Genomic DNA, 18,038 nt, shown 5'->3' on the forward strand with positions numbered 1-18,038 from the left:
CAGGGCAGCGCCGGTCGAGCCGTTATCGTGCGCAAACCGATCATGAGTGCCGCGAGCCAATCTCTGGTACCGAAACGCGCGATCTGGACGCGTAGAACGAATACCGCGTTCGGCGCGCCGCGCGTGCACGTCGTCGACGACTATGTGGATACGGCCGACGCCATTAACATAGTGCTGGCCGTCTGCGGATCCGACGCCGATGCCTTCTACGAGGGACATGGCGCAATCGCCGCGACCGCGCAACGCAAGCCGGAACTCGTCATGCTGGATATCTGAATGCACGACATGTCCGGATTGGAAGTCGCCGCCCGTCTTCGCACGGACGCAAGTAGGTCCAGCACGAGTCTGATCGCCCGTTCGGCCGCAGCAAGCGAGGCCGATCTGCAACGCGCAAAGCACGCGGATTTCCGACGCGTTTTGTGCGAAGCCGACCCAAGCAATGACCTTCGCGCCATTGCTTCGTCACTTCGTACACGGGCCCATCGCATGACGAGACGCGCGGCACGCTTAGTGCGCAATGCGCAGAACATCGACATCACCGACGCACAGAGGACCACATGAGCATCTTCTCGAACATATTGAACAAGATCTTTCCGCACGACCATCCGGCGACCACTGCTTCGGGCGGCACCGTGCCGCCCGCGGCAGCCAATGCGGCCCCCCCATCGAGTTCGACGTCATCGGGGAATCCGACCAGCACGCCTTTGGGTTCGGCGAGCGGTGCGGCCGGCACGCCTGCGACCCCCGGCGTCGAACCCGCCCGGCCGCCGGTCACGCCATTGCCCGAAGTGGACGTCGACGCGATCCTCACGCAAAAGCAGCAGCAAAGCGGCGCGGCACTGAACTGGCGATCGTCCATCGTCGATCTGCTGAAATTGCTCGATCTGGATAGCAGTCTCGAATCGCGCAAGGCATTGGCGCAAGAACTGCATTACACCGGCAACACCGACGACTCCGCCGCGATGAACATCTGGCTGTACAGGCAGGTCATGACAAAGCTCGCGGAAAACGGCGGCAAAGTGTCAGCCGATTTGAAATAAGAACCCGCTTTCCTCGATCGATCCATGAACACAGCATGCGTTTCAAATTGAAAGCGATCATCGTGACCGGCGCGGGATCGGGAATCGGCGAAGGAGCCGCACGGCGCTTTGCGGCCGAGGGCGCGTCAGTCGTGCTGGCCGGCCGCAGCGCGAAAAGCTCGACCGCGTCGCGCGCGATCTCGATCCTGCGCGAACGCTCGTGCATACCTTCGATGCGTCGAAGTACGAAGAGGCGCAACAACTGATCGATGCGACCGTTGCGCGCTTCGGCCGTATCGACGCGCTCGTCAACAATGCGGGCGTCGCGCCGACCGGGCGCATCGACGAAGCGTCGCTCGACGACTGGCGGGCGATTATGTCGACCGATCTCGACGGTGTCTTCTATTGCTGCCGCGCGGCCATCCGTCATCTGATCGATGCGAAGGGTTCGATCGTCAATGTGTCGTCGGTTTCGGGACTCGGCGGCGATTGGGGGATGAGCTTCTACAACGCGGCAAAGGGCGCAGTAACCAACTTCGCGCGCGCGCTCGCGATGGATCACGGCCGCGACGTCGTGCGCGTCAATGCGGTATGTCCGAGCCTGATCGAGACCGATCTCACGCAGGACATGCTCGCCGACGAGCCACTGATGGCGAAGTTTCGGGAACGCATTCCGCTTGGCCGCGCAGCGAAACCGGACGATATCGCGCCGGTGATTGCCTTCCTCGCCAGCGACGATGCGCGCTTCGTCACCGGAGTCAATCTGCCAGTAGACGGCAGCCTGAGCGCTTCCAACGGACAGCCGCCGCAAGCGTGATTTCTACTTAGATTCGTTGAACGACTTTGGGTAGAGCTGCGCGCTCCGATCCAGATCTCCAGTCGCGGCATAGATCAAAGGCTGCGCTTCCGGAGAAAGGACCGCACCACCGATCACACTGCCGACCACGAGGCGATGATCTCCGGTTTCGATATCGCTGAGAGCCTGGCAGTCGAAATACGCCAGTGCATCACGCAGTATTGGCGCCCCACTTCGGCCGGCTCTCCAAGGCGTCGACGACAGCTTGTCGATCGTGCGGCCCGAGCGCGTCCCAAAGTGCTCGGCTAATTCCTGCTGATCCGAGCGCAGCACGTTTATGGAGAACGCGCGTCCGCGTTCGAGTATCGTATAGGACGCATGCGCCGGATTGATGGCGATTGCAACGAGCAGAGGGTCGAACGAGACCTGCATGACCGAACTCGCCGTGAACGCGTTCCTTGTTGCACCGTCCGCCACGCCGATCACATAGACGCCCGCCGTCAGACGCCGAAAGAGGTCAACCATACCGTTGGTCATAGCACTGTGTCCTTGATGTCGGAGGAACCGTACAAGTGTGTATGTGCATGTGCCATGCCTCGGCGGGAATACGCGTTGCGCAGTTCGAATGGCAGCGACCACAACCTATCCAACGATCGAGCCGACCCGCAGGAGGCAACCTTGAAGGCACTCATCTGGCATGGCAACAAAGACATCCGTTACGACACGGTCCCGGACCCCGTGATCGAGCACGGCCGCGATGCGATCATCAAGGTGTCGACTTGCGCGATCTGCGGCTCGGACCTCCATCTGTTCGATGGCTTCATGCCCGGAATGAAGTCGGGCGATGTGATGGGTCACGAATTCATGGGCGAAGTAGTCGAAGTCGGCCGCGATAACGCCGTCCTCAAAGTGGGAGATCGTGTCGTGGTTCCGTTCACGATCATCTGCGGCGAATGCGACCAATGCAAGCGGGGCAATTTCTCCGTTTGCGAACGCTCGAACCGGAACAAGGACGCCGCCGACAAACTCTTCGGTCACGCCACCGCCGGTCTTTTCGGATACACGCATCTGACAGGCGGCTACGCGGGCGGACAGGCCGAATATGTTCGCGTGCCGTTCGCAGACAAGACGCACATCAAGATTCCCGATGGCCTGACCGACGAACAAGTGCTCTTTCTTGGCGACATCTTCCCAACCGGGTGGCAGGCCGCCGTCAATTGCGAAATCGAGCCGACCGACACCGTCGCGGTCTGGGGCGCGGGCCCCGTCGGACAGATGGCGATCCGCTGCGCGATATTGCAGGGGGCCAGACAGGTCATCGTCATCGATCACGTTCCGGAACGCCTTGCGATGGCACAAGCGGCAGGCGCGATTCCGATCAACTTCAAGGACGAGAGCGTGCTCGACCGCCTACGCGATTTGACGCAAGGAAAAGGCCCCGAGAAATGTATCGATGCGGTCGGCATGGAATCGCATGCGACGCGCTCGTTCGACGGCATCTACGATCGAATCAAGCAGGCCGTCATGCTCGAAACCGACCGGCCGCATGTGCTGCGCGAGATGATCTACGTATGCCGTCCCGCTGGCGTGCTGTCGGTGCCCGGCGTGTATGGCGGATTGATCGACAAGATTCCGTTCGGCGCGGCAATGAACAAAGGGCTCACCTGGCGCATGGGGCAAACGCACGTCAATCGCTGGAGCGACGATTTACTCAAACGCATCGAAGAGGGGCAGATCGATCCGTCTTTCGTCATCACTCATCGAATGAAGCTCGAGGACGGGCCGAAGATGTATGAAACCTTCCGCGACAAAGAGGATGGGTGCATCAAGGTGGTTCTCAGGCCTTAATGGCTGGGTTGAACCGTGTGGCGCGCCTTCTTGCGCAAAACCAGCCCTTACAATGCGAGTGAGGCGCTGCAAAGGTCCAGAACGCCAGAAGGGTGGCGTCGACGAAGAGGCAGAAAAAGGCGCATCTTTCAAAACCACGAGGGTGAAAAGCTCGCTCCGGCACGAGATTTCGAACCCCGCAAGACCACAGAAGTCGCGGCCGCACAGGGGCGACTTCCCATACACAGCTATGGGATCACCTTCCCGCCGACTGCGCTTCGTGGGAGAGTTCAAGCTTCGCCAGTTGGGATAACTTATCGTCAGTTGATTTTTCTTTGGTGAGGGTTTCGCGAAGCATCTTGCTTGCGTCCTTGAACCCGAGATGATCGGCGAGAGGTCGCAAGTGTGCCATACGTCGCGATTTCATAATGCTCAACTTTTTGAGCCGCCGCGATCAACGCCGCATCACGAAACGGCCGTTCTTCGAAGTCTTCGATCTGTTCCTGGCCTTCTTCAACGAGGCCTTCCATAGCAACGCATTTGGAGTCCGTTTGCCTACATTCGTATCGGTGAGTGGTACAGCAATTGCGGAGAATGCAACTGACTACCGTCGTACGGGCGGGGAACCACGTTGATGGACGAGCCTCGCGCACGAGCAGCCTCGACTAGCATCAAGACTCGAAATCGATGGTTCGTCAATGGAATCCGGCAACGCGCAGCATTTTTCGATTTAAGGAGGCGATGATGGAAGTACCTGCAAACGAGGAGCAAATTCAAACGCTAGCCTACCGATTGTGGGAAGAGGCCGGCTGCCCCGAAGGCCGCTCTGATGAATTCTGGGTACTCGCGCAGCAGCAGCTGGAAAAAGAGCCAGGCGCGGATAACATGGACAGGAGAACGCCGGTTAGCACCTCTGCGTCGGAAACCTAATCGACTGCGCGTCGATTCCGTTGGACTATTCGCCGCCATCGGCGACCACGGTTGGTGAAATTTTTTTAGCGAGAAATGCCTGTCTAAGCCAGCGCGAGCGACTTCGATGGATCGAAACAATGTGACGACGGTCTCGACGCGGTGCCAGAAGGATGCGACGAACGAAAACCTGGAGGAGGCGATCACCGAACCGGTCGAGATTTGGACCGATTCCGCGATCGCCGTTCGCAGGAAGTGACGATCGCAAGGTGAAAGGGAGTGTTGGTTGGAGTTACAAGGCGCGATAATTTTGAGGCTTGCAGGGAGCCCGGTGTGAAGCCATGCCCCGGTCGTGCTAAGTCAAAGAGCCGGCTCGTTGGGAGTGAATCTCTTGGCAGGCTTTTTTCTGCCATCGCCGCCAATGCGGCACCACAATTATACGCCGCGGCTGCGAGGCGCAAGGACATTGGTCCGATGCCACCATGTGGTCGCGGCGAGCGCGCGGTCATGCCACTCTTCGGTTGTCCAATCTGCTGCGGGGAGCGGCCGGTGATCGATTTGTACCGTACCGTACTGAAAGGCGAAGCGTAGCGCTTCGATTGGTCGGGCACGAGGACCTGACCCTTGGACCCTTTTCGGGCCACTGCATGATGCACTTCCTGACCGAACTGTTACTGCAGCTGCCGCATGCCTGGCTTAATATTAGGCAGCATACGGAGCGTTTGCTCAGCTTCGTGATCCGAAACCGAGAGCCGATATGTAAGGAATGAACTGAAGGACAGGGCCGCCTTTTCGACGGTCAATCTTCTGCGATTTCTCATCGGCCGGGCGGGCCCATCGCCGGCCAGGTCGACAGCGTCCTTGATCTTCATTGCGTCATCCAAAGTCCTTGCGTGCTAAACCCTCGACTTGCCGGGCCCACAGTCCTTAACCAAAACAAGACACCGGCGTCGTCCGTACCGCCGGTTAGCCCGGCCCGACTACCCCAATCGGAAACCTAGGCAGCCTTCCCAAAGGACGCCGCATGCCACGGATCAGTTACTTCTGAACGCGATCGTAGATAGGAGCGCTAGCTCAGCCTGGCGAGAATCCAGACGCGTATGCTGTACGACTACCGGTGAGTCCGATTCAAAGATGCTTGCATACTCCGTTCCGACCGGTATCCGCTCGGGATCGCTGAGATCATTGAAACGCAGATGCAGTGTCCGCCTAGCCGGCACCGTAACATGGAACGGGCCCGCCGGATGCCGATCTTTGAAGAAGATCGTTATCGCGATGTGCGCGTCGCGCTCCGCGGTGTTCAAGATACATGCCGCTTCGTGGCTTGCTAGTTCGCGACCATCCCCAGTGCTGTATGGTGGCAAATATCCCTCCGCGATCGCCCACCGCGTCCTTCCAATCGGGTTCATGTATCCTCCTTTATGGGCATGGCACCCCGGACGCCTAAAGTTTTCGTCCCGCGAGTCGCTAGCCCGCCTACGGGCTTTGACAGAAGAGTGCCGCATAGGGTGTGCCATAGCCTTTCCACGTGACAACATTACGGCCGGGTCGCGAAACCCAGTCGAGCGATTCCGATATGTTGCAAAAGTCGCCGCTGCCCCACATTTGTATCACACTGTGACATTTCTACATTAACCAAGACTGTTTTACAAAAGCAAAGAATAGCTCTCCTCTCGTAAGGTCAATCAATAACAAGAATGCGCCGATACGGTCGGAGCCCCGAGGGGCGCGGAATGCGAGGATGCTGTCTCCGCTTGCACGTTCGAGCATCTCTGGAGACCATTCCGAATGTGCGGCGCGGAAGGCAAAACGTCGAACCGTCAACTGCGGTCCACGGCACGCGCGCCTTCTTGCGACCGAACCTGTTTTACCGCGTTTCGGGCGATTCTCGGCAGGAAATGGATCAGCCAAGGGTTCTTGATTGGTTTCGAGGATTTACTTCTTGAGCGTTGCGCGCAAGACCGCGGCGCGCAACTTCCCGAAGCGAGCCGGCTATTTATGAATCTTCGCGCGAAGCCGCTCGACCTGTCGGTCGGAGACCGGCGCCGCATGGTTTCCCCAGGTGCTTCGGACAAAGCTGACCACCTCGGCAATCTCGCGAGACGTCAGTTGATGATGGAAACCAGGCATTTTTTTCGGCGCGGGGCCTGTTTCGGTGACAGGGCTCTTACTGCCTTCAATGACTATGCGCATGATTGAGGTCGGATCTTCAGCCAGCACGAGGGGATTGCCGGCCAAAGCCGCCACCTTCCCTGGTTCGCCTCGCCCGTCGGCATGGTGGCAACGGGCGCAGAATGACAGGTATATTCCTGCGCCATGCCGTTCATTTTCCCCGGTCTCCAGGCTGCGCGCGGTTTGTACCCTTGCATGCGCGTCGTTGTCGTAGGCACCATACGTTTGGTGCGCGGGCAGCGATTTGAGATACTCGCCAATGGCGTTCAGGTCCGAATCGGTAAGATACTGCGTACTATCCTCCACGGCGGGTGCCATCGCGCCGAACGCGATCGCGCCAGCGCCGTGTCCCGTGTGTAAGAAATTGACGATGTCTTGCCGCGACCACCGCCCCAGCCCGCTGCCCCGATCACCAGTGAGGTTAGGTGCTAACCAATGGTCGACTACCCCACCGGTCAAGTATAACGGCGACCTCTCGCTATAGCCGAGCTCGTTATAGGCCGGACCGCGCGGAGTGTGGCAGGCGCCGCAATGCCCAAGCCCTTGGACTAAGTACGCGCCGCGATTCCATTGAGCACTTCGTTTGGGATCTGGCGAAAACTGATCGCGGTTACCGAAAGCGAAGGTCCAGAACAACATACCCCAGCGTTGGTTGAACGGAAACGGCAAGTGCGTCTGCGGCGCGCGTTTCGCTGTAGGTGTCACGCCATGCATCAGGTACGCATACAGCGCCGTCACGTCAGCGTCGGTCATCTTGGCGAATGACGCGTATGGCATTGCTGGATAAAGGCGCTTTCCGTCGCGGCGCTTGCCGTAGCGCAGGGCATCGGAAAACTCCTTCAACGAGTAGCGGCCGATACCGAACGTGGGATCAGGCGTTACGTTACTCGCATAGATTGGGCCGAAAGGCGAGTCCACGGGCATGCCCCCGCCCAGCGGTGTGTGGTCAGCCGCGTCATGGCACGCACTGCAGTCGCCCGCCTTTGCCAGATATTCGCCACGCGCAATGAGCGTTGGATCGCCCGTCATGGGCGACTGTGCAGTAACGTCGGTCGGCAGATGATCATCAGCGCTTCCACTGCACGCGCCAAGGACGAGTGCCGCTACAAGCATCAGCAGGAGGATGGTCGGCTTTAAGCTTCTCGGCGCGTTCATATCAGTGCCATTGACTGCAAGAATCGAGGAACACTTCCGCAAGGATCGTGAACACCAGTCCCACCACAAAGCCACACCCGATCAAGGTGCTGCATAGGGCGATGAACCGTTTCCGACTAATCTCCTCGTGTTCGCGCGGCGGCTGCTCGTTCAGTTCGTGAGGACCGCCCTGCTCTCTGATACGTTTGTGCCTTGCGCGCAGGAGAGCGAACCCGTACGTGGAGAGCGCCGCGCAAACGATCGAAATCCCAAGCGCCAGCGCCGATGTGGCATATAGCCATGCGTGCATGTGGGAGACACCGGGCGATCGCAGAGGCGTCGTCGTTGCATCGCACGTCTGCGCTGAAACGGTCTCAGAAACGATGACCTGCAAAAGCCACGCACCCGGTGAGATGAAGAATCCAGCACCGGCATAAATCCAAAGCCGGCGTTTTTCCGCCTGTGTCAGTCCTTCATCAGTGGGGACGCGGGTTTGCATCACTGACCCCTGAGCCAAAAAGGCGTCACGTAGAGCGCGGTGAAGATGAACAGCCACACCACGTCGACGAAGTGCCAATACAGGCCGCCGATGCGCATGGGCGCATTGCGCGCTTGGTCGAAGTAACCCAATGCAATCCAAATTGCAAGCAGAATCAGGATCACCAGCCCCACTAGAACGTGCGCCAAGTGAAAGCCGGTGATGGTGAAGTACAGCGAACCGTAGAGGTGCGCAGTCAATCCATACGGATGGTCGTGCCATTCCTTCAGTTGTATGCCGATGAAAAGACACCCGAGTGCGATTGCGACCAGCATCCATGTGAAGGCCCTCCATCTCTTGTTGTTTTTTAACGTGCGCTCGGACAACCAGGCAAACACGCTGCTCAAGATAAGCACGCTCGTACTCACTGCGCCAACGCCGACCTTCGGCATGCCTTCGGGAGGCCATGGCAGCTGCGTTTGAGATTGCGAGTAAAAGTAACTAAAGAGGAGATAACCGAAGAGGCTTGCCTCCGTGGCCACCAGCGCGAGGACACCCCACCATCCGCCGGAATGTTCGCCGGCGCTGCCGACGGGAAGTGCATCATCCTTTCGCGGACTTGCGGCCGCAGTCACCTGTTTTGGTGTGGGCGGTTCGCGCTGCGCTAATGACCGCCGCGGCCACATCCATGCAATCAGCGTCGCGCCGCTAGCGGCGAAAGAGATGATCGTGAATGAAGGCGAACGCAGCAGCAACGCGAGAAACATGAACGCGGCAAAGACGCCAAGGAAGAAAGGAGACCATGCGTCATCCGGCATCTTCAAGATTACGTCCGGCGCGCCGCTGAATGGATGGACGCCCAATGCTTCCCGGCCGTGATGCAGCAGATAACCCTCCTTCAATCGCGAACGCCGTCCAGTTGGCCGAATGCGATCTTCCCACATGGGATGGCGTGATTCGATGACGGGCAGCACCGCGAAGTTATACGGCGGCGGCGGCGATGCGACGGACCACTCAAGACCCGGGGCGTCCCAAGGATTAGGCGGCGCTTTCCTTCCGCGGCGGGATGAGAGCAACGCATTGATGGCAAAAAGTACGATGCCTATACCGAGCAGAAACGAGCCGATGGTCGTGATGAGATTCGATGTGTCCCAGCCCATTCCTTCTGGATAGGTATAAACGCGTCGGGGCATGCCAAGCAAACCCGATATGTGCATCGGAAAAAAGCCGACGTTAAAGCCAATGAAGACGATCCAAAAGGCGATCTTCCCAAGCCGCTCATTCATGAGGCGACCCGTAAACTTGGGGAACCAGTACGTAATGCCACCGAGCACGGGAAAGACATTGATCCCGAGCAAAACGTAGTGCAAGTGCGCGACGATGAAGTACGTTTCGTTCAGTTGCCAGTCAAGCGGCACGGCGGCGGTCATCACGCCGGAAACACCACCCAGAACGAACATCAGGACGAAACTTGCGAAGTAGAGAAAAGGAACTGTGAAGACAGGACGCCCCATCCATATTGTCGCGATCCATGCGAACACCGCCACCGCACTCGGAATCGAGATAAGCACGCTCGCCGCGCCGAAAAAGGCCAGTGCGAGCGGCGCGATGCCTGTCGCAAACATGTGGTGAATCCACACCTCAAACCCGATAATCATCGTGGCGACCGTTGACATCGCCACCGCGGCGTAGGCAACCAGCGGACGCCTGCAAAAAGTCGGCAATGCGTCGGAGACGATGCCCATCGCTGGCAGCACGACCACGTACACCCATGGGTGCGCGAACATCCAGAACAAGTGCTGCCAAAGGAGCGGTCGGCCGTCGGCGGCGACGTCGAAGAAGTGGGTGCCTACATTACGATCCATCCACAGCAGGAGAAACGCAAGGCTCACAGACGGCACGGCGAACAGATTGGCAAACGAGATTGTGAGCGTTCCCCACACGATGATGGGCAGACGATCCACTGACATGCCGACCGCACGCATGCGAAATAGCGTAACCACGAAGTTCACCGCGCCTACGGTCGTCGATATGCCCAGCAGGACCATGCCGAGCGAGTAAACATCGATATTGGGTCCCCGGTTATATTCGAGCGAGGAGAACGGTACGTAATTGAACCAACCCGCATTCGGCGCCTCGCCGAACGGGAAGCTGCAATAGAGGAAGAGTCCCGCAAACAGAAACAACCAGTAGGACAGCGCGTTCAGGCGCGGGAACGCCATGTCACGCGAACCGAGCATGAGCGGCCAGAGGAAGTTAGCGAAGCCGCTCAGCACCGGCAAGGCGTAAAGAAATATCATTGTCACGCCGTGCATGGTGAACAGTTGCGCGTACTGTTCTGGGGATAGGAGCGTCTCGTTCGGTCGTGCCAGTTGAAGGCGCATCAGCAAGGCCTCGACCCCGCCGATGAGGAGGAAGGCGAACGCTGTGACGATGTAGCGTAAGCCGATCTTCTTGTGGTCCACCGTCGTAAGAAAGCCGCGCCAGCCGGCCTCCCCTTCCCATATTTCGTGCAGGCGTTTTTCCGCGTCTGAATCTTCGGGCACGCTGCCGTATTCCGGTTCTCGTCGGAAAGCCACCTGCCCCGACTGCACCACGTTGTGATCACTCGTCGCGGACATCGTTGTTCCTTACCTAAGAGTAGCGAGATAGGCCGAAAGATCGCCCGCCTCGGCAGGCGAAAGCTTCATGTCGGGCATAAGCGCCCCCGGCTTGATTTCCTGAACGTGTTGGACCCAGTCCATCAAGCTCTCCGGCGAATTAACGACCGTGCCGGCCGCAAGCAATCGGCGGGAGAGCACATGGGTAAGATCGGGTGCTTGCACACCAGTAGCGCCGGTGCCACGAACTGTATGGCAGCCCGCGCAGCGCTTCTCGAACAGCTTTGCGCCCCTCACCGCTTGGGCACTGATCGGGGCGGAAGGCGGCATTCGCTGCGCCGCCGTCCATCGCTCAAAATCCGCCTGAGGCTGGGCGTAGACTTCAAAGGCCATGTGCGCATGTTGGACGCCGCAATACTGCGTACATTGCCCGCGGAAGACGCCGGCGCGGTCAGCCTGTATCCACTGGCGATTGATTACGCCGGGTATGGCTTGTGTCTTGCCCGATAAGTCTGGCACCCAGAAGGCGTGAATGACGTCTGCGCTTTTCAGCAAGACGAGCACCGGCACGCCCACCGGAATATGCAGTTCGTTCGCCGTCGAGAAGTGAGTTGGGCCATCGCCGTAGTCGACCTTCCACCACCAGTCGTATGCCGTGACGGTAATCGTCATCGCAGGTTCGCTCGGTGGCTCAGCGACCCGCGCAAGCACGACGAGCATATACACTGCGATACCCAGAAGGGCGACCGTGGAAACAGCCGTGCCAATATAGACAAAGCTCGTGCCTCCCCCGGCGCTGAGCGCCCTTGGATCCTCAGGCTTACGGCGCCGAAACATCCCGATGATCAGCATGACGGCGATAATCGCGCATACCGCAATGCAGATTGCGGCGAGTACCCACCCAAGATAAAGGACCGGCTCGGTTGCAGGACCTTTGCTGTGAAGGAAATACGCGAGCGGCGTTTGTGCACCGGCAAGGGACGTCGCCACGCTCGCCGACGCGTCGGACCCTGCCCGTGCTTCGGCCTGGACCGATGCAATCGTCAGCGCCAGGCCGCAGCGGGTGAACCAAGCGGCGAAGCGAGGTGCGCAGCTCACATTTTCTCCTTTACGCCACGTGTAATGAGCCAGTAGTTGACCGGATACGTCGTGACGAAACCTGCGACCATCGCCACCTGCATCCGCACCCAATACGCAGCGCTCGTCGGCTGCAACGGCGCGGCCCATTCCGAGAACGCAATCATGCAGCCGAACATACCGATCTCATAGGCGAGCAAGGACAGCGTGTCGGCCTTGACAGCCGCAACGATCCCGTCGCGCAGTCCTAGGCTACGCATCGGTGCGATGGAAAAGTACTGGAAAGCGATGCCAAGCAGGTAGGCGAGAACGAAGGCCAGGGTCAGTTTCCCAGCTAGAGCGGATCCGGCAATGGTCACTCCAAACCCAAACGCTAGCCATTCCCCGATGAAATCTCCCAAGGCGCATCCGGCGCCACAGTGGGTCGCACCGAGAAAGGTGGCCTGCCACATCGGAGGTTCGGACTTGTCAGCGCCCGACGCTGACCGTCCAAACCAAAAATAAAAGATCAAACCAACGGGACCCCAGTAGAGCATCGTCAACGGCCAAACGACGGACATAATGACCATCGGCTGCCGGTGTCCGCCCAACCATACATCGAAAGCAACGATAATGGCCGAGAGCGCGGATAGCGCAAGCCATATCGACACCGCGGCGGGCGATCCATATGTTGGCATCGTGGATTCTCCGTGATGCGTAGGTCTTCCAACGCTCGCTTTTCCCTGCGCACCCTGAAAGGTCCGCCCTCAGGGTTGCAAAAGTACAGCAAGCACTGTTCCGCGACGTAGCTTGGGGAGCCACAGCGAGCCAGCGCGACTTCGGTGCAAGCCGACGGCCTAATACGTCACATCCTGCTACTTTTACTCGCCAGGTGACAGTTTGCTCAATAACGGTTCGGCCTCTGCTACCATGTCGCCAGTTGAATGATCGGAGCCAATGTGTCGATTGTCTCGAAACGAGATTTACCTTCATGAATCAACGAAAGAGTCGCGCTCAGGGCGGCCTGCTCACAAAAAAGGATTTGGAGTCGATGTCCAATTTCCGGTATCAGCTCCGGAAGTTCCTTCGATACTCCGAGGAAATCACCCACGCAGCCGGCATTACGCCGCTCCAGTATCAACTGCTACTCCACGTGCAGGGCATACCGGGAAAGAGCTGGGCGACCGTTGGTGAGCTTGCCGAACGCCTTCAGGCTGCGCCAAACGGCACCGCCGCCTTGGTCAATCGATGCGAGGCAGCGGGACTTGTGGTTCGCAAGCCCGGTGAAGCTGACCGTCGACTGGTGGAAGTTCATCTGACACCGAAAGGCGAACGCTGCCTCTTGGAACTGGCCTCCTTGCATTTCGCGGAGTACCGTGCCTTCGGCTGGCTTGCCAGCAGCGTCGAGGCGCACGGATAGGCGCGCTCGCCGCTCAGTGCGCCTTGGCCAACCTCAGCCTCTTCGGCATCATCGGCCTGCTGACTCGTATCTTTGAGCCAGTGCTTCATAAAGTGGCGGAGCAAAAAATTTCGAAACTTGGCTCGATATCAATGCAGTCGCCATCAGAGAAATCACCAGTGCGTGCCCATTGATCATCTCAATGACGATAATAAATGCAGTGATCGGGCTCTGCGTGACCGCAGCTAGATAGCCCACCATACCCAGAGCGACCAGCATCGGCAGTTGCATCTCTCCGAAGAGCAGATGCAGTGCGTTACCGATGCCGGCGCCGATCGCGAGGGACGGGGCAAAGAGTCCGCCCGGAGCGCCGGGCAGGTAGGAACCGATCATCGACACCATTTTGAGGATCGGATACTCAACGCCTAACTGCACCCGCCCTTCCAGCATGCCGCGTGCTTCCGCGTAGCCACTGCCGAAGGTATGGTTCGCAGTTACGACGCCGATGACGGCAATGACCAGCCCGCAAAGACCTCCAAAAAGCACGGGGTGCCTCGCACGCCAGCCAAGGAGAGCCTCCGGCATCCACCGGCGAGTGTTGAGCAAGAGCCAACAGAAGACGCCGCCCAGGACACCGGCGAGCACACCAATGAGAACTACCGCCGCGGCCAGCAGGTCTGGAAAGTGGCTGCCCACATCGATCGAGCCGAAATAGGTATAGTTCCCCTGCAGGCCGAGGGATACGATACCGGCAAAAATGATTGCCGTGATCAAGACGCCGCTGGTGCGCTGCTCGAAGCTGCGCGTGAGTTCTTCGATGGCGAAGACAACGCCTGCCAGCGGTGCATTGAATGCCGCGGAGAGTCCCGCGGCGGCACCTGCGAGCGCCAGTCTACGCTCTAAGCTCGCTCCGCCCATGCGTCGCAGGCGGGCCGGATAGAGGCAGCGCAGCGTGAACATCAGTGAAGCACCCACGTGGATAGTCGGCCCCTCCCGTCCGATCGTCAGGCCGCCCAAAATCGAAAGAAACGACACGGCGATCTTGCCGATGAGAATCCGAAGATTCAACAGACGCGGGCCCATCTCATGCCCCCCGTGAAGTGTGGCGATCACCTGGGGAATCCCGCTGCCCTCCGCGCCTTGAAACCATCTGCGCGTGATCCAGACGCCCGCAGCAGCCACCGTTGGCGTTAGCACGAGCGGCAACCACCAAAACTGCTGCGTATAGCGCAGGAAAGTTTCGTAGCCGAAATCAATTACACGCGCATACAGCACGGCGAGCAGTCCCGTCGCTACCGCACCGAGCCAGAACACCCCGTAGTGAAGCCAGAGTCGCCTGCCGTGCAGTATGGTTTTACGGTCGATCCAGCGCGGAAATTTCATTGAGATCTACGGTGTGAGATTCTGCGCAGATTGTGACACAAACAGCCCGCGCCCGACACATAGCTTTCGATTTCCGGGCGACGATTAAACATGTCACATCATGCCTAAGTTACAAATATTTGGAAGATTTGCAAAAGGCATTACAAACACTTGGACGCTCGACGCGCCAGCCCAATCGGATGAGTGCTCAGGGGCTCAGCGCCCTTCCCGGCATGGGAAAGGCAGGGTCACGCAAGCTCTTGCAGCGGCATAGGTATTGCGTAGTTGGGACCGGTTGCCCAAGCTCGCCCAGCGGTATGCAGGCACAGGCACGTCACAAGACCAAATTCTGGAGAAAGCGATGGCCGCGACTGTAGGCGACTTCCTCGTTGACCGTTTGCATGCCTGGGGCGTACGCCGCATCTACGGTTATCCCGGTGACGGCATCAACGGCGTGTTCGGCGCGCTCAATCGCGCCAAAGGCAAAATCGAATTCATTCAGGCACGCCACGAAGAGATGGCCGCCTTCATGGCGTCCGCACATGCGAAATTCACCGGCGAACTCGGCGTGTGCATCGCTACGTCGGGGCCGGGTGCGGCGCATCTGATCACCGGTCTCTACGATGCGCGCCTCGATCACATGCCCGTGCTCGCTATCGCTGGGCAGCAAGCCCGTGCCGCTCTGGGCGGTCACTATCAGCAGGAAGTCGATCTGCCCGCCATGTTCAAGGATGTCGCCGGCGCCTTCGTGCAACAGGCGAGCGTGCCGTCGCAGATTCGCCATCTCGTCGATCGCGCAGTTCGCATCGCGCTCTCGGAGCGCAAGGTGACCGCGCTTATTCTGCCCAACGATCTTCAGGATCTCGAATACGAGCCGCCGGGCCGCAAGCACGGCACGCTGCATTCGGGCGTGGGTTATCGTGCGCCGAAGATCGTGCCTTATGCCGACGATTTGCAACGCGCCGCCGATGTCCTCAACGCCGGCAAGAAGGTCGCAATTCTCGTCGGCGCGGGCGCATTGGAAGCAACCGATGAAGTCATCGCTGTCGCCGACAAGCTCGGCGCGGGCGTCGCGAAGGCGCTGCTCGGCAAGGCCGCTTTGCCCGACGATCTGCCCTTCGTCACAGGCTCCATCGGCCTTCTCGGCACCGAACCGAGCTACAAGATGATGAACGAATGCGACACGCTGCTCATGATCGGCTCGGGCTTTCCCTACGCCGAGTTTCTGCCGAAGGAAGGCGCCGCGCGCGGCGTGCAGATCGACCTGAAAGCGGACATGCTGTCAATCCGTTATCCGATGGAAGCGAATCTCGTCGGCGACAGCGCCGAGACCTTGCGCGCGCTCCTGCCCTTGCTGCAACAGAAGACGGATGCCGCGTGGCGCAAGGACATCGGTGGCTGGATCGAAGACTGGTGGAAGAAGCTCGAAAAGCGCGCGATAGAGCCGGCGAAAGCAGGTGTCAATCCGCAACGCACGGTGTGGGAACTGTCGCCGCGCGTGCCCGCGAACGCGATCGTCACGAGCGATTCGGGATCGGTCGCGAACTGGTATGCACGCGATCTGAAGGTGAAGCGCGGCATGATGTGCTCGCTTTCGGGCGGCCTGGCATCGATGGGCGCCGCCGTGCCGTACGCGATCGCGGCAAAGTTCGCGCATCCCGAGCGGCCCGTGATCGCGCTCGTCGGCGATGGCGCGATGCAGATGAACAACATGGCCGAACTCATCACGGTCGCGAAGTACTGGAAGCAATGGTCCGATCCGCGCTGGATCTGCATGGTGCTCAATAACGAGGATCTGAATCAGGTCACGTGGGAGCAGCGCGTGATGGAAGGCGATCCAAAGTTCGAAGCGTCGCAGGACATTCCATCGGTGCCTTATCACAAGTTTGCGGATTTGATCGGGCTGAAGGGCTTCTATGTCGATGACGCCGAGCGCATGGCCGCCGTGTGGGACGAAGCGCTGGCCGCCGATCGTCCGGTCGTGATCGAAGTGAAGGCCGACCCGAACGTGCCGCCGCTGCCGCCGCACATCACGCTCCAGCAGGCGAAGGCTTTCGCGACCACGCTCATGAAAGGCGATCCGAGCCAGGGGAACGTGATCGTCGATACGGCGAAACAAGTGCTTGGCGCCGTATTGCCGGGCCACAAGGACAAGTAACGCACGAACCGGGCCGCCATGCACCTTTCCAAGCGCGAGGCGCCGATCGAATCGATTCGAACGCGCGCCTACACCATTCCGACCGACAAGCCCGAAGCGGACGGCACGTTCGCATGGAACTCGACGACGCTCGTCATCGTCGAGAGCGTCGCGGCGGGCAAGACGGGCATCGGCTACACGTACACGGATGCGAGCGCCGCGAAGCTGATCGACGCGACGCTCGCGCCAGTGCTCATCGGCGAGGATGCGTGGAACATCGACACGCTATGGTTGCGCCTGCAACAGCGCGTGCGCAACGTTGGCCGTTCCGGTCTCGCGGCCACCGCGATTTCCGCGCTCGACTGTGCACTCTGGGACGTGAAGGCGCGCCTGCTCGACATGCCGCTCGCGCGCCTGCTCGGCGTCATGCGTACGCGCGTGCCGCTCTATGGCAGCGGCGGCTTCACGACTTACAGCGACGACGAAATGCGCGATCAGCTCGCGCACTGGGTCCACGAAAACGGATGCCGCTGGGTCAAGATCAAGATCGGCAGCGACCCGGAACGCGATCCGCATCGCGTGCGCGTCGCGCGTGAAGCGATCGGCGATGACGCAGGGCTTTTCGTCGATGCGAACGGCGCACTCGATCGAAAAGACGCGCTTCATTATGCGCAAGTGTTCGCGCATGAGGACGTGACGTGGCTCGAAGAGCCGGTCTCATCCGATGACATCACCGGGCTTGCATCGATACGAAACGCGTTGCCCGCGCACATGGAACTCGCGGCGGGCGAATACGGCTATACGCTCGACGACTTCCGCTCGCTGCTCGCCAACGAAGCCGTCGATGTTCTCCAGGCCGATGTCACGCGTTGCGGCGGCATCACCGGCTTTCTGCGCGTCGCGGCGCTGTGCGATGCGTTCCATGTCCCGCTCTCCGCGCATTGCGCGCCCGCGATGCATCTGCACGTCGCGTGCGCCACGCCTCGCCTGAGGCATCAGGAATGGTTTCACGATCACGTCCGCATCGAACAGATGCTCTTCGACGGCGCCCCGCGCGCGATCGATGGAACAATCGTGCCGGACTTGTCGCGGCCCGGCTGCGGCCTCGATTTCAAGCATGCGGACGCGCAACGTTATGCGGTGTGAACA

General features: G+C 59.7%; 17 protein-coding genes and 2 pseudogenes. 9 read left to right on the plus strand and 10 right to left on the minus strand.

Annotated elements, in window-relative coordinates:
* Window positions 1-27 precede the first annotated feature (27 nt).
* The 3 genes and pseudogenes from ACEN42_RS38520 (at window position 28) to ACEN42_RS38530 (ending at window position 1,836) form a co-directional block, all read left to right on the plus strand.
* On the plus strand, window positions 28-276 hold the full coding sequence (locus ACEN42_RS38520; RefSeq protein WP_371884353.1) for a hypothetical protein: 249 nt from the start codon (window positions 28-30) through the stop codon (window positions 274-276).
* 281 nt (window positions 277-557) lie between these two features.
* On the plus strand, window positions 558-1,040 hold the full coding sequence (locus tag ACEN42_RS38525) for a DUF3597 domain-containing protein (protein ID WP_371884354.1): 483 nt from the start codon (window positions 558-560) through the stop codon (window positions 1,038-1,040).
* 35 nt (window positions 1,041-1,075) lie between these two features.
* Window positions 1,076-1,836 (plus strand): annotated as a pseudogene (locus ACEN42_RS38530) (SDR family NAD(P)-dependent oxidoreductase).
* 3 nt (window positions 1,837-1,839) lie between these two features.
* Here ACEN42_RS38530 and ACEN42_RS38535 read toward each other — a convergent pair.
* On the minus strand, window positions 1,840-2,352 hold the full coding sequence (locus ACEN42_RS38535) for a flavin reductase family protein (protein WP_371884355.1): 513 nt from the start codon (window positions 2,350-2,352) through the stop codon (window positions 1,840-1,842).
* A 141-nt stretch (window positions 2,353-2,493) separates the two neighbouring features.
* Between ACEN42_RS38535 and ACEN42_RS38540 the strand changes: the two genes are divergently transcribed.
* Window positions 2,494-3,663 carry a zinc-dependent alcohol dehydrogenase gene (locus ACEN42_RS38540; protein WP_371884356.1) on the plus strand — a complete coding sequence of 390 codons (1,170 nt, stop codon included), beginning with the start codon at window positions 2,494-2,496 and terminating at the stop codon, window positions 3,661-3,663.
* Between the two features lie 235 nt (window positions 3,664-3,898).
* Here ACEN42_RS38540 and ACEN42_RS38545 read toward each other — a convergent pair.
* Window positions 3,899-4,184 (minus strand): annotated as a pseudogene (locus ACEN42_RS38545) (DUF892 family protein); the annotation flags it as partial.
* 145 nt (window positions 4,185-4,329) lie between these two features.
* On the opposite strand from ACEN42_RS38545, the gene ACEN42_RS38550 reads away from it, so the two are divergent.
* Together ACEN42_RS38550 and ACEN42_RS38555 are read left to right on the plus strand one after the other, a co-directional pair.
* Entirely contained in the window at window positions 4,330-4,572 is a 243-nt protein-coding gene (locus ACEN42_RS38550) for a DUF2934 domain-containing protein (RefSeq protein WP_371884357.1), read from the plus strand.
* Between the two features lie 106 nt (window positions 4,573-4,678).
* Window positions 4,679-4,810, plus strand: a complete 132-nt coding sequence (locus ACEN42_RS38555) for a hypothetical protein (RefSeq protein ID WP_371884358.1) — start codon at window positions 4,679-4,681, stop codon at window positions 4,808-4,810.
* Between the two features lie 412 nt (window positions 4,811-5,222).
* Here the strand turns inward: ACEN42_RS38555 and ACEN42_RS38560 are convergent, their stop codons facing one another.
* From ACEN42_RS38560 to ACEN42_RS38590, 7 genes are all read right to left on the minus strand, one after another.
* Window positions 5,223-5,423 carry a hypothetical protein gene (locus ACEN42_RS38560; protein WP_371884359.1) on the minus strand — a complete coding sequence of 67 codons (201 nt, stop codon included), beginning with the start codon at window positions 5,421-5,423 and terminating at the stop codon, window positions 5,223-5,225.
* A 162-nt stretch (window positions 5,424-5,585) separates the two neighbouring features.
* Complete coding sequence (locus tag ACEN42_RS38565) at window positions 5,586-5,960, minus strand: sensory rhodopsin transducer (protein WP_371884360.1); 375 nt, start codon at window positions 5,958-5,960, stop codon at window positions 5,586-5,588.
* A 583-nt stretch (window positions 5,961-6,543) separates the two neighbouring features.
* On the minus strand, window positions 6,544-7,752 hold the full coding sequence (locus ACEN42_RS38570; RefSeq protein WP_371884665.1) for a cytochrome c: 1,209 nt from the start codon (window positions 7,750-7,752) through the stop codon (window positions 6,544-6,546).
* 127 nt (window positions 7,753-7,879) lie between these two features.
* Window positions 7,880-8,356, minus strand: a complete 477-nt coding sequence (locus ACEN42_RS38575) for a hypothetical protein (protein WP_371884361.1) — start codon at window positions 8,354-8,356, stop codon at window positions 7,880-7,882.
* The gene (gene ctaD, locus ACEN42_RS38580) at window positions 8,356-10,956 is read right to left on the minus strand and encodes a cytochrome c oxidase subunit I (RefSeq protein WP_371884362.1); all 2,601 of its coding nucleotides are present in this window, start codon (window positions 10,954-10,956) and stop codon (window positions 8,356-8,358) included. The genes ACEN42_RS38575 and ctaD overlap by 1 nt, the downstream gene beginning before the upstream one ends.
* Window positions 10,957-10,965: 9 nt before the next feature.
* Window positions 10,966-12,033, minus strand: coding sequence for a cytochrome c oxidase subunit II (gene coxB / locus ACEN42_RS38585; protein WP_371884363.1), 1,068 nt, complete (start codon window positions 12,031-12,033; stop codon window positions 10,966-10,968).
* The gene (locus ACEN42_RS38590) at window positions 12,030-12,689 is read right to left on the minus strand and encodes a DUF4396 domain-containing protein (protein WP_371884364.1); all 660 of its coding nucleotides are present in this window, start codon (window positions 12,687-12,689) and stop codon (window positions 12,030-12,032) included. Before ACEN42_RS38590 ends, coxB begins: the two co-directional genes overlap by 4 nt.
* A gap of 293 nt (window positions 12,690-12,982) precedes the next feature.
* Here ACEN42_RS38590 and ACEN42_RS38595 point away from each other — a divergent pair, with 293 nt between their 5' ends.
* Window positions 12,983-13,411 carry a MarR family winged helix-turn-helix transcriptional regulator gene (locus tag ACEN42_RS38595; RefSeq protein WP_371884365.1) on the plus strand — a complete coding sequence of 143 codons (429 nt, stop codon included), beginning with the start codon at window positions 12,983-12,985 and terminating at the stop codon, window positions 13,409-13,411.
* Window positions 13,412-13,459: 48 nt separating this feature from the next.
* On the opposite strand, the gene ACEN42_RS38600 is transcribed toward ACEN42_RS38595, so the two are convergent.
* Window positions 13,460-14,773, minus strand: a complete 1,314-nt coding sequence (locus ACEN42_RS38600) for a chloride channel protein (protein WP_371884366.1) — start codon at window positions 14,771-14,773, stop codon at window positions 13,460-13,462.
* 340 nt (window positions 14,774-15,113) lie between these two features.
* On the opposite strand from ACEN42_RS38600, the gene ACEN42_RS38605 reads away from it, so the two are divergent.
* Window positions 15,114-16,910, plus strand: coding sequence for a thiamine pyrophosphate-requiring protein (locus ACEN42_RS38605; protein WP_371884367.1), 1,797 nt, complete (start codon window positions 15,114-15,116; stop codon window positions 16,908-16,910).
* Window positions 16,911-16,928: 18 nt separating this feature from the next.
* A complete protein-coding gene (locus tag ACEN42_RS38610; RefSeq protein WP_371884368.1) occupies window positions 16,929-18,035 on the plus strand; it encodes an enolase C-terminal domain-like protein in 1,107 nt (368 codons plus the stop codon).
* Window positions 18,036-18,038 lie beyond the last annotated feature (3 nt).

This window comes from Caballeronia sp. S22, assembly GCF_964261745.1.
GTDB lineage: Bacteria > Pseudomonadota > Gammaproteobacteria > Burkholderiales > Burkholderiaceae > Caballeronia > Caballeronia jiangsuensis.